At 64.9% G+C, this 12,655-nt stretch carries 8 protein-coding genes; all 8 read right to left on the reverse strand.

Annotated features, from left to right (window positions below; genetic code table 11):
- Positions 1-6: 6 nt before the first annotated feature.
- The 8 genes from ASD67_RS05825 to ASD67_RS05860 all read right to left on the reverse strand — a co-directional run bounded on the left by ASD67_RS05825 (position 7) and on the right by ASD67_RS05860 (position 12,415).
- Positions 7-2,349 carry a PstS family phosphate ABC transporter substrate-binding protein gene (locus ASD67_RS05825; protein WP_056344644.1) on the reverse strand — a complete coding sequence of 781 codons (2,343 nt, stop codon included), beginning with the start codon at positions 2,347-2,349 and terminating at the stop codon, positions 7-9.
- Positions 2,350-2,455: 106 nt separating this feature from the next.
- Positions 2,456-4,192, reverse strand: a complete 1,737-nt coding sequence (locus tag ASD67_RS05830) for a PstS family phosphate ABC transporter substrate-binding protein (RefSeq protein WP_056344647.1) — start codon at positions 4,190-4,192, stop codon at positions 2,456-2,458.
- A 47-nt stretch (positions 4,193-4,239) separates the two neighbouring features.
- Positions 4,240-5,316 carry a PstS family phosphate ABC transporter substrate-binding protein gene (locus ASD67_RS05835; RefSeq protein WP_162248544.1) on the reverse strand — a complete coding sequence of 359 codons (1,077 nt, stop codon included), beginning with the start codon at positions 5,314-5,316 and terminating at the stop codon, positions 4,240-4,242.
- Positions 5,317-5,339: 23 nt separating this feature from the next.
- Positions 5,340-7,625 carry a TonB-dependent siderophore receptor gene (locus ASD67_RS05840; RefSeq protein WP_162248545.1) on the reverse strand — a complete coding sequence of 762 codons (2,286 nt, stop codon included), beginning with the start codon at positions 7,623-7,625 and terminating at the stop codon, positions 5,340-5,342.
- 86 nt (positions 7,626-7,711) lie between these two features.
- Positions 7,712-9,130 carry a CitMHS family transporter gene (locus ASD67_RS05845; RefSeq protein WP_056344658.1) on the reverse strand — a complete coding sequence of 473 codons (1,419 nt, stop codon included), beginning with the start codon at positions 9,128-9,130 and terminating at the stop codon, positions 7,712-7,714.
- Positions 9,131-9,297: 167 nt separating this feature from the next.
- The gene (locus ASD67_RS05850; RefSeq protein ID WP_162248546.1) at positions 9,298-10,344 is read right to left on the reverse strand and encodes an ABC transporter substrate-binding protein; all 1,047 of its coding nucleotides are present in this window, start codon (positions 10,342-10,344) and stop codon (positions 9,298-9,300) included.
- 8 nt (positions 10,345-10,352) lie between these two features.
- Positions 10,353-11,747, reverse strand: coding sequence for a sensor histidine kinase (locus tag ASD67_RS05855; RefSeq protein WP_056344664.1), 1,395 nt, complete (start codon positions 11,745-11,747; stop codon positions 10,353-10,355).
- Entirely contained in the window at positions 11,744-12,415 is a 672-nt protein-coding gene (locus ASD67_RS05860) for a response regulator transcription factor (protein WP_056344667.1), read from the reverse strand. Before ASD67_RS05860 ends, ASD67_RS05855 begins: the two co-directional genes overlap by 4 nt.
- Positions 12,416-12,655: the final 240 nt, after the last annotated feature.

The following is a 12,655-nucleotide window of genomic DNA, read 5'->3' on the forward strand; positions in this document are numbered from 1 at the left end:
GGTCCTTCATTTCGCGGTTACCCGGGGAAGAGCGAGATCGATTTTCGCGGCCTCGGCGCGCGCGACTTCGGCGGTCAGTGGCAGCCATTTGCCGTCGCGCTGGATGATCGCCTGGCCTTCGCGGCTGAGCACGAAGCGCAGGAACTCGCGCACCGCGGGCGCCATCGGCTGATCGGGCTGCGCATCGGCATAGGCATAGGTTTCGAGGTGCAGCGGATAGCTGCGGTCCTGCACGCTCTTCAGCGTCGGCAGCACGAAGGGACTGGCCTCGTCGCGTGCGACCGGCACCATCACCGCGCCCTTCACCTTCACGCCCGGATCGGCGAAGGCGATGCCGCAGCGGTCGCGCACCGCCGCCGCCACGCGATCTTCGCCCGGATGCGTCCGCTTGCCATTCTTCAGCGCAAGCGGGATTTCGCGCGCATTGTCGTTCCACATATTGCCGCCGACGAGCACCTTGCGCTCGAACACCGACATCAGATGATATTTGAGCGGCGGGACATAAACGTCGATCGGCTTGTCGGCGCAGAAGCCGGTGACGCCGAGGTCGCGCCACCAGCGGATATTCCGGTCCGCCCAGCGCCCGGCCTGCCGCCGCCAGGTCGTCGAGACCCAGCCGCCGCGGCGCGGGCCGCCGAAGATGCCGTCGAGCTGGCGGATGGTCAGACCGTTAAGCTTCACATCCCGGCCGGTGAAGACCGCGATGGCGGGGCTCCAGCCGGCGACGTCGAACGATCCGGTCGCGATCTGAATTTCGCGCGGGCTGCGGTCGCGCTTCAACTGGAAATCATAGACCTCGCCCGCAAAATAGCTGCTCCAGCGGCGCCCGAACGACAGGTCGACGGCGTCGTCGTTGAGGTCGCCGTCGCGGATCTCGAAGCGGATATCGGGCTGGTGCCGGTTGAAGGCCGCGATCAGCGCCTTGCCTGTGGTGCTACCCATCAACTGCCCGCTCGCCGGCATCCGCACCGTACCGGCAACCGGCGCGGCCGGGGCATAGACGGGGAGCCCGGACAGGTCGAACGCGGTCCTGTAATAGGCGCGCGTCGCAACGGTCCGGCCCGTCTCGTCGGGGCTTTCGCCGTCCCATTTCTTCGGCGCCAGCTGGTCGAGTTGCAGCCCCAGTGCATGCGGGTCGACGCGCTCGCCGGTGGTGTCGAGCTTCGCGCGCATCTCGGCGGCGCGCACGGCGGGCAAGGTGATCCATTTGCCGTCGCGCTGCACGCCGTCCTGCCCGTCGCGGCTGAGCATGAAGGTCAGGAATTCCTTGACCAGCGGATCGAGCGGCTGGCCCGGCGCCACGCGCACCTGCGCCCATTGTTCGATGAACAGCGGATAGGAGCGGTCGCGCAGGCTGGTCAGCGAGATCGGCACGAACGGCCCCGCCGCGCTGGCTCCGATCGGCACCGCGCGGATGCCGGGACGGTTCGATCCCATGTCGGAAAAGGAGATGCCGTAGCGGTCGGCGGACATGTCCCTGACCATTTCCACCGACGAGGAATAACGTGTGCCGTCGGGGTTCGCCTCATGGCTATATTCGAGCGTATTTTCGTTCCAGACGTCGCCGCCCTGGAAAATCTTGCGTTCGAAACCAAGCTGGATGTTGTACTTCAGCGGGCGGCCGTAGATCATGATCGGCTTGTCGGCCCATTCGCCGGTTAGGCCGAGGTCGCCCCAGGTGCGGATGTTCTTTTCGGGCCCGCGCGCGACGCCCGCGTCCCAGGTCGTGCCCTTCCACCCGCCGGTGCGCGACCCCGCAAAAATGCCGTCGAGCTGTTCGACCGACAAATGCGCGATCGGGTTGTCCTTGTGGACGAAGATCACGAAGCCGGGGCTCCAGCCGGGCACGTCGTAACTGCCGGTCGCCCAGTCGATCTCGAACAATCGCTCGCCGGTCGCCTGCTCATATTGCGAGGCGGCACGCAGGCGGTCGGAAATGCGCGGACCGGTCTCGATGTCGACCGCACCCGACGCGATCGTGCCCTTGGGCAGGATCACGACCTTCACGCCCGGATGGAAGCGCTGGAAGGACTCGATCCACTGGTCCTTGATCAGCCCGTCGTGGAGATAAAGGCCCGACACGCGGATCGTGCCCGTCAGCTGCTTCGCGGGCCGATAGGGCGGCAGGTCGGCCAGCGGTTGAAGGTCGGTATAGAAACGCTTGTGCTTGCGCGCATCGGTACGCGCGTCATGCTCGCCGCGGATGATGATATTCTCGCGCATTCCGTCGCCGAGGCGCTGGAAAATCTGGTCGTAGGTTTCGCCGGTGGGACGCTTGTCCTCCTGCGCGAAGGCGGCGGTCCCCGCGGCGAGAAGGATCAGCGACAATCCGGTCAAAGGCTTTTTCATCGGCTCCGCTTCTTCGATTAGTGCCGGCACTGCGGGACGCGCATCGCGCAGTGCCGGCCGGCCCAGCCCGCGATGTCACGGCATCGCGGGCTGGGCGATCAGCATATCAGTCGAGCTTCTTCAGCTGCTCGGCCAGATATTCGGGGGTCAGCGGATAATAATAGCCGACCCGGGCGATGATTTCCTGGCCTTCGCGGCTGAGCACGAAGCGCATGAATTCGCGTACCTTGGGATCGAGTTTCTGACCCGGCGCCTTGTTGACGTAGAAATAGCCGTCACGGATCAGCGGATAGGTGCGGCCCGCCACCGAGTCCGGCGTCAGCGCGACCGCGGCACCGCCGCCGCGCGGGATGACCTTCAGCACCTTCACATCGGGATAGTTTTTGACGTGCATCAGAGAGGCGATGCCGATGGCGTTCGGGTTCTTCGACAGGTCTTCGAGCGCCGCGGTGCTCGCGATATCCTTTTCGGTACCCGGGACCGCCTGCTTCGCCTCGACATATTCGCGGAAGTTGGGGTTCATCTTCTGCGACCAGTAAAGGAGGTGGCGCTGGATCGCGATCGCGAAGCCCGGCGCGACATAGCCGAAGGTTTCGACCTCCTTGTTCGCCATTGCGCCCTTGACGCCGAGCTGGCCCCAGGTGCGGATCAGCTTCGAGCGGTCGAGCGCATATTTCGACGTATATTTATAGTCGCCCTTGTACAGTTCCCAGCCGCCGGTGCGTTCCGAGCCGAACAGCCGTTCGAGCTGGTCCATCGAGATTTCGTTGAGCGGGTTGTTCTTGTTGACGACGATCGCCCAGGCGAACAGCGACCCGCGCTTTTCATAACCGCCGGTCGCGACCGAAATCTCGGTCGGCATATAACCGAAGGCGTTGTAGAAGGGCATCATGTCGGTGATCTTGGCATCGTCGCCCATCGGCGCGACGTCCGAGACGCCCATGTAGAGACCGGCGATGCCGCCCTCGCTCGACGGGATATGGCTCGTCGCCATCTTCGCCTCGGGGTGGAATTGCGCGAAGCCGGCGGCGAGCTGCGGCACGGCATTCTTGAGCTCGCTGCCCACGATGCGCAGGCCGCCGACGACCCGGAATTCGGGCTTGTACGACGGCAGGTTCGGCAGCGACGGCGGCGGCAGTTCGCGATAGCTCGACAAGGTTTCCGGACCCGTCGTGCGCAGCGAATCCTTGACCTTGTCGAACGCGGCGTAGGTCGCATTGTCCCGGAGGAGCTGCGGACGCAGCACGCCCTTGAAATCCTCGGACTTGGCGAAGGCGACCGGATCGCGATATTCCATCAAGAGCCAGGTCTTGCCGCCCGCGCCGCGTTCCAGATACATGGTGTAGCGCATCAGCAGCTTGCCGGCGATCTGGCCGTCCATCAGCGGCTTGATATAGCCGGTCGCGAATTCGCGCTGCTTCGCCTCGGGCGCGGTCGGTTCGTACATGTTGATCTTGAAGACCGAATTGTTCGAATCGCGCGGGGTCTTTTCGCCGTGGGTCAGCACGTCGACGCGCTTGACGTCGAGCGCGGCGGCGAGCTTCGGCTGGCCCTCGCGGACCCACGCCTGATAGCTGCCCTCGGTCGGGAATTCGAGCGCGACGAACCGGCTGAAAGCCGCGCCCTTTTCCTCGTCAGCCTCGAGCCAGATGGCATCGGAGACCTGGCCCGACTGGCGCCATGCGGCCAGCGTGGTCGCCAGCCCCTCGGGCGTTTCGGTGCCGACGGGCACCTTGATCAGCACATTGGCGGTCTGCGCCAGTGCCGGTCCGGCGAATGTCGCGGCCAGCAGGAGCATCAAGGCCCCCCAAAGCTGGCGCAGGCTGAAAATTCTGACCTTCATCGCTCTTCCCCTTTGGCCCCGCGTGCATCGCGGGGCATTGTTGCAGTTCAATCGAGTTTGGCGCGCTGTTCGGCGAGCATCTTGGCGGGCAGCGGCAGATAGCCGGCGTCGGCGACCATCTTCTGCCCCTCGTCGCTCAACGCGAAACGCAGGAACTCGCGGAAGCGCGGCTCCATCGCGGTGCCCGGCTTGCGGTCGAAATAGATGTAGATGTTGCGGACCAGCGGATAGCTGCGGTCGCGAAAGCTCGCCTCGCTCGGCAGGACATAGTTGGTCGTGCCGCGCGCCGCGAGCGCGACGGGCTTGAGCCCCTCGATCTCCTTCGCCTGCGACATCACCGACCAGCCGATCGCGCACGGGTCGTTCGCCAGCCGCTCGCCCAGCATATGCTTGGCGCCGAGGCGGCCGTGGTGGCGCTCGTCGGCGGGGATCTGCTTGCTGCCGGTTTCGACATGGCCGCTGTAATTGGGGTTCCACTTGTCGCTGCCGCCGAGCACATGGAGCTGGAAGAAGCGGGTGGTCCCCGACGGGCCGTGGCCATAGGTCTTGATCGGCTTGTTCGCGCAAGGGCCGGTCCTGACGCCGAGCTGGCGCCAGGTGCGGATGTCCTTTTCGGGGCCGCGCGCATCCTTTTCGGTCCATTCGAAGCCGCGCAGGCCGCCCGACCGCTCCGACCCGAAGATACCGTCGAGCTGCTCGACGGTCAGCTGCTTCAGCGGATTGTCCTTGTGGACGAAGACGACCGGGCCGTTCGAGCGGCCCTCGCGGTCATAGGAGCCCGACGCGACCACGACATAGGAGGCGTGATAGCCATGGGTTTCGAAGAAGCTCAAGGCCTCGACGATCGCCGGTTCGCCGCCGTTCGGGCCCAGGTCGGTGACGTTGGTCACCAGCGCCGGAAAGGCGGCGTCGCTGGTCGGCAGGGTGTTTTCGAACACGATCTCCGGATGCAGCTTCCTGAACGCCTCCTGCCACTGGACCAGTACCCCGCCGAGGCCGAAGCCATAGTTGCGGATGGTGCCGCTGACGGGCTCGCCCTTCTGATAGGGTTCGGCGTTCGCCGCCGCGGCCCCGGTCGCGACGAGCGACAGGGCAACGAGCGACCGCAAGGCATGTCGACGCATGATGTTGGCGACCCTTTGCATGATCAGAAGGTGAAGCGCGTGGTCAGCGTCGCGTAGCGCGGCTGGCCGGCCTGGATCTGGACGCGGCCCGACGAACCGGCGCCCGAGCTTTCGAAATAGCGCTTGTCGAAGAGATTGCCGAGCTTGAGGTTCACCGAGAAGCGTTCGGCCTTGTAATAGATCCCCGCGTCGACGAGCAGATAGCCGGGCAGGTCGAGCGGTTTGAGGTCGTCCTTGTTCGTAGGCAAGATGCCCGCACGCGGACCGGTATAGGTTACGCCGAGACCGACGCCGAGACCATTTTCCCAGTCGTAGCGGGTCCACAAATTGGCCGCATCCTTTGCGACATTCGCGAGCGGACGCCCGACCTGGAACGCCTGCGACGGGATCGAGGTCAGCACGCGAGCGTTGATGTGCGTATAGCCGAAGATGAACTGCCAATTGTCGATCGGCTCGTAATTGCCCTCGATCTCGAAGCCCTCGGACCGCGCCTTGCCGATCTGGGCCGAGCAGCTGCCGAGCGGGCACTGGAACTGCGTGATCTGGCCGATCTGGTCGATGCGATAGATCGCGGCGGTCGCGTTCAGGCGACCGTCGAGCAGATCCTCGGTCTTGATGCCGAACTCATATTGCTTACCCTCCAGCGGCGCGAAATTATTCTGGCCGTTGATGTCGTAGATGCCCGGATCGGCCGGCACGAAGGATTCGGCATAGCTGCCGTAGATGGTGATATTGTCCTTCGGCTGGAGCAGGATGCCGAAACTCGGCAGGACATCCCGTTTGGTAATGCGGGTATTGACCACGGTCGGCGTATTGCGTGCGTCGGGCTGCACCACGGCCTTTTCGCGGAATTTGCGAACCGAAGCGCTGACTTTGAGCCAGTCGGTCACGGTAATCAGGTCCGACAGGTAGATGCCCCAGTTGCTGGAATCGATGACACGGTGCGTCAGCAGATTTTCCTGGTCGGTCAACGCCGGATTGAGCGCCGGCAAGGACTCGAAACTCGGAAAGGCGCCGAAGTCGGGATTGTAGAGACCGATATCCAGACAGGTCCCGCCGACGGGGCATACGCCAGCGGCGTTGCGATTGTTCGAGTTGAAGAATTTCAGGCGATTTTCGCTCACCTGATCCTTGCCGGCGTTAACCCCGACCAGCAGCTTGTGTTCGAGCCCGAAGGTCTCGAACTCGCCGTTCAGGTTGATGTCGACATAGTCGTATTTGCGATCGGTCTTGAGTTCGCGGGCGCGGCGGGTGACGCGAAACTCGCCCGCGATGCGCGCGACGTTGACGCTCGAAAATTCCTGCTGGTGGCTGCTGTAATCGACGTGACGGCCGCTGACGTTGAGCGCCCAGTTTCCGAAGTCATGCTTGAAATAGGCGCTCAGCGCCTTGCCTTCCTCGACGCGGAAATCGTCGGGCGACTGATAGGTGGTGGTGATCGGCGCGACCGCGTCGATATCGTAGATCGTGCTGGTCACCGAGGTGAGCCCGTCGAAGGGCGCCGCCAGACCATTGTCGAACTTTTCGCGTGTGCGGCGATATTCGCCCTGAACCGTCAATGTGGTGTCGGGACCGATTTCCCAGGTCAGGCTGGGTGCGACGAAGGTCTGCTTCTGATTGGCGAAATCGCGGAAACCGTCATTGTCGCCATATTGGGCGACGAGGCGGTACATCAGCGCGCCATCGCCGGCGAGCGCGCCGGTCGAATCGATCGACCCGGTCAGGCCGAAATGGTCGAAGGCATGGCGGTTCTTGCTGAGCCATGTGTTGCCGCGCAGCTCGATCGTCGTCGCGGCCTGCGCCTGCGGCTTTTTGGTGATGATATTGACGAAGCCGCCCGGCTGGATCTGGCCGTAAAGCACCGACATCGGACCCTTCACCAGTTCGATGCGCTCGACGCCGATCGTCGGCGGCGAACCATAGCGTCCGGTCAGGCCCGGCAGGCCGTCGACCATGATCGAGTTGCGGTCGTCGCCGCTCGACTTGAACCCGCGCAGCGTGATGTCATAGGCGGTTCCGCCCGACTTCTTGAGGCCGGTCATGTAGTTGTAGAGGTCGGCGACGCTCTGCGTCTCGAGCGACTTCACGAACTCGTTCGAATAGCTCGACACCGAAAAGGGCGTGTCGAGGACGGGGACGTCCATCTTCATCGCGCTCTTAGACCCGTCGTCGAGGAAGGTGCCGGTGACGATGATGGCTTCGTCTTCGGCCGCCTCGTCCTCCTGCGCCCCGGCTGCCGCCTGGTCGTCGTTCGTTTGCGCAAAGCCGGGCGTTGCAGGCACCAGCGCGAACAGGGCGGTGGCGATCATAAATCGTGCGGTCTTCATCTTCTCTTCCCCTTCATTCACCCCGCGGTTGCCCCGCGTGGGTGGAAAATCCAAAACGGTCTTTGGTCTCAGGTCATCGAGACCAGCGGAAATATCCCGGTGGCCATTGCGGTGGCCGTCATCAGCAGACAGATCGCGACGGCCCATTTCAGCGTAAATTTCTGGTGATCCCCGAACTCGACGCCGGCCAGACCGACCAGCAGATAGGTCGACGGCACCAGCGGGCTCAGAAGATGGACGGGCTGCCCCATCAACGACGCGCGCGCCATCTCGAGCTGGCCGATGCCATAGTGGCCGGCAGCCTCCGACACGACGGGCAGCACGCCGTAATAAAAGGCGTCGTTCGAGATGAAGAAGGTGAAAGGCATGCTCGCGATCGCGGTGATCGGCGCCAGATAGGGACCCCATGCATCGGGAATGACCGCAAGGAAGCTTTTCGACATCGCATCGACCATGCCGGTGCCGCCGAGAATGCCGGTGAACACGCCGGCGGCAAAGATCAGCGAAACGACCGCGATGACATTCTTCGCATGTTCGGCGACCCGGCGACGCTGCTCGTCGACTTTCGGATAGTTGATCACCAGCGCCAGCGCGAAACCGATCATGAAGAGGATCGGCAGCGGCAGCACCGCCATGATCAGCCCGGCCATCAGGGCGATCGTCAGCAGCGCGTTGACCCACAGCAGCTTGGGCCGACGCAGCGCCTCGGCCTCGCCATTTTCGGCCGGCAGCAGCGCCGATTCTTCCATCAGCCCGTCATTGGCGAGGCCATCGGGCGAGGCGTCGGAGCGCATCGCTTCCCGCAGCGCAGCGCCGCTTGTCGCCGCCGAACTCAGCGAGCCGAAGGCATAGGCGGGTTGCAACGCAAGGACGCCCAGGCGGCGGCGCTCGGCCAGCCCCAGATGCCAGGCGAGGGCGATCACGCCGATCACGCCGACCACCATGGTGGGGATCATCGGCACGAAAATGGCCGACGGGTCGATCTGAAGCGCGCTGGCCGCACGGGCCAGCGGACCGCCCCAGGGCGTCAGGTTCATCACCCCGCCCGCGAGGATCGCAACGCAGGTCAGGTTCAGCGCGTTCATCCCGAGCCGGCGATAGAGCGGCAGCATCGATGCGCAGACGATCATATAGGTCGTCGAACCGTCGCCATCGAGCGATACGAAGGCGGCAAGAACGGCGGTCCCGATCACGACCTTCAGCGGATCGCCATCGACGACCGCGAGGATGCGGCGAACCACCGGGTCGAAGAGCCCGGCATCGATCATGATTCCGAAATAGAGGATCGCGAACATCAGCATGACGCCGGTCGGTGCGAGCGTCTTCACACCGTCGATCATCATCTCGCCCAGCTTCGGACCGCCGAAACCGCCGACAAGCGCGAAGAGGACCGGAATCAGGATCAGCGCGACCATCGGCGACAGCCGCTTGGTCATGATCAACGCCATGAACGTGATCACCATTCCAAAGCCAAGCAGGGTCAGCACTGGGTTACCCCCGACATCTCTCTCTCCATCCCCGTACCGCTCGTGGCGGTGATTCGATTGCCGCGGCATCATGCCGCGCGGCCGATCAGTCCGGCTCTATGATGGATGTTCTGACAGAGGTTGCTGTCACCGGCCTGTCATGGCCGCGACAGTGTGGATGCCGCCTCTCAGCGTGCGCTGTGCCCGCTCCACAGGTCCAGCAAACGCTGGCGTTTCTGCGCGTCGAGATAGACGAGAAGGCCGGGCCCCAGTGCGATCGGGCGGAGCGGCCCGACGCTTTTTTCGGCGATGCCCAAGCGGCTGTACGGCCCGTCAATCTCGGGCCTCACCGCGCTGAGCCGGCTTCGATTGGTCAGGATACGCTGCCCGCGAATCGACAGCAGATATTCGAGGAACAGATGCGCCGCCGCCGCCTCGGGTGCGCTTTTCGGGACGACGGCCGTGCGCGCGACCGCCAGCGTATAGTCACTGGGGTAGACAAGCTCGAGGTTGCTCGACCGATCGGCCTCGGCGCGGGCATAGGAGCCGAGGACGTTATAGCCGACCGCGAGTTCGCCGCTTTCGATCCGGCGCAACACCTCCGACGTCGTGCCCGCGGTCACCACCCGGCTGTCGCGAAACGCCTCCGCGATCGCCCCGAAATCGCTGCTTTGCCGGGCATCCTGCGATACGACGAGATAGCCGACGCTGCTGGTGGCGGCGTCATAGGTGCCGATCCGGCCGCGCCAGAATTCGGGATCCTCGCGCAGCGCGGCGAGCAGTTCGGGCCGCGACATCGGAATGCGCCGCCCCGCCATCGCCTTGCGGTTGAACACCATGACGACGGGTTCGAAGGTGAAGCCCAGCGCCTCGTCGCGCCACCGCGCCCAGCCGGGCACCATCGCCGCGTTCGGCGACCGGTGCGGCGCGGCAAAGCCGTCGTTCACCAGCCGCACCTGCAAATCCATCGCGGCGCTGAGCAACAGGTCGGCGGGCGATCCCGCGCCGGCGCTTTCCTCGCGAAAGCGCCGGTCGAGTTCGGCGGCTTCCAGATCGACATATTCGATCATGATGTCGGGATGGGTGGTCCGGAAATCGTCGATGACTGGCTGAAAGACCTCAAGGTCCGAAGTGCTGTAGATCGTCAGGGTTCGCGTTTCGGCGGCGGCGCCCCGGTCGGCGGCCTTCTCAGCACAGCCCGCCAGCGAAAGCAGGCAGAATAGCGCGAAAATCATGCCGCGCATCATGACCGTCGCGCCCGGCGTGGCAGCGCGATCTCGACCAGCAACCCGCCGCCCTCGCGGTCGCCGAGCGTGATCACACCCCGATGGCTTTCGACCGCGCGGCGAACGATCGCGAGGCCGAGCCCCGCCCCCGGTTCGTCGTTGTTGCGGCGGGCAAAGCGTTCGAACACCTGTTCGCGGTCGTCCGGCCGGATACCCTTCCCGCGATCGGCGACGCTGAGCAGATAGCCGTCGGGAGTCTCGACCAGCATCAGCGACACCTCGCCATGTTCGGACCGGCCGTGGGTCAACGCATTCTGGATCAGGTTCTTGACCACTTCGCCGATCATCACCCGGTCGCCGACCATCGGCGCCTGCGCCAGCGGGCTGGTGAAGCGGACGTCGCTGTCTTCGGCCATCGGCACCGCCTCGCGGACGCTCTGGCGGACGGTCGCGAGCAGGTCGAATTCGGCGAAGACCCGGACGTCCGAGCGGTGCTGGACCGTCGCGTCGCTGAGCATCTGGTTCACCAGCCGCGTCAGTTTCGCGGCGTTGCGGCGGATCGCGACGAGGCTGCCGCGCATGTCCCCCTGGTCGCCGTCCTCCGCCAGCTGCGCCTGCGCCTGGATCACCGCGAGCGGGGTGCGGAGCTGGTGCGCGGCGTCGCCGATGAAGCTGCGCAGCGTATCGATATTGTCGTGCAGCCGGCTCATGAAACCGTTGATCGAATCCACGACCGGCGCGATTTCGGCGGGAACGGGCGTGACGACCGGATCGAGGTCTTCGGGCTGGCGGCTCGCGAGTTCGCCGCTGAGCCGGCCGAGCGGACGCAAGGCCAGCGTGACCCCGAACCACACGACGCCGAGCGCCACGACCGTCATAAGCAGGATCGGCGCCAGCGAACCGAACACAAGGTCGCGCGTCAGCGCGTCGCGCGCGCGGCGGGTCTGACCGACTTGTACATAGACCCAGCCCGTCGTCCCCGGCTGCGCGATCTCGCGCGCCAGCGACACGAAGCGGACATCCTCGCCCCGATAACGCGCGTCGTAGAATTGTCCCGATGTGTCGCTGTCGCTGCGCACGCTGCGGCGCTGCGGCACGTCGGGCAGGTCCGGATAGCCGGTCACCGTCCGCCGGTCGGGTCCGACGACACGGTAGAAGACCCGGTCGTCGGGCGCCGCTGACAGCATGTCGAGCGACGAATAGGGAATATCGACCTGCACCTTGCCGTCGAGGATCGACAGCGTTTCGGCGATCGAGAGCGCCGACCCGCCGAGCAGCCGGTCATAGGATTTGTCGGCGGCCAGCTTGGCATAGGACATCGCCGCGGCGTAGAGCGCGACCATCCCGATCAGGAAGACGACCCCCAGCGTCCCCGCGAGGCGAAGCCGCAGCGAGGTGGTCCGCGCGGTCACGATGCCGCAGGGGCTTCCGCGACATAGCCGACGCCGCGCACGGTGCGGACGACCAGCGCGCCCTCCAGCTTGCGGCGCAGGCGCCCGATATAGAGCTCGATCGCATTGGGACCGGCATCGTCGTCGAAATCGAAGAGCTGCGAGGCGATCTGGTCCTTGCTCAGCACGCGCCCCATGTTGCCGATCAGGATTTCGAGCAGGCGGAATTCGCGGTTCGGCAAGGTCAGCTGCGTGTCGCCGACCCGCACCAGCTTGGCGTTGCGATCGAAGACCAGGTCACCGATCGCGGTGACGTTCGACGCCATCCCCTGCGAGCGGCGCAGCAGCGCGCGGCACCGCGCGTCGAACTCGCGAAAGTCGAACGGCTTCGACAGATAATCGTCGGCACCGACATCGAGCGCATCGACCCGGTCCTCGATATTCGACCGCGCGGTGAGCATCAGCACCGGGGTCAGCGACCCCCGCCGCCGCATCGCGCGCAGGACTTCGAAGCCATCCATCCCGGGCAGGCCGATGTCGAGCACCACGACCTCATAATCCTGGTAGCACAGCACATCGTCGGCCGCCTCGCCGTCAGACTGCAGATCGACCGCATGCCCCTCGCGGCTGAGCCGCTTGAGCAAGGCGTCGCCCAGATCGGGATCGTCCTCGACGACCAGAATTCGCATCGCAACCCTCTCCCTCGGCCACTCCTCGGGCCGGTCCGTCGTCGCCGTTCATCGACAGCTTCGCGACAGATTAGGGACCTAACTAGGCATGTAAACGAGCGCGAGGCAAGCCCTCCCGACGCCGAAAAGAGCAAATGGAGAGGAAAAAAATGGCAGAAAACCGGACTTTCGGAGGCCGCTTCGCGGCCCGACCGCGCACGCCCCTGCGGGGCGCCGCAATCGCCCTTTCGCTGCTGTTCG

The organism is Sphingopyxis sp. Root1497 (assembly GCF_001427085.1).
Lineage (GTDB): Bacteria > Pseudomonadota > Alphaproteobacteria > Sphingomonadales > Sphingomonadaceae > Sphingopyxis.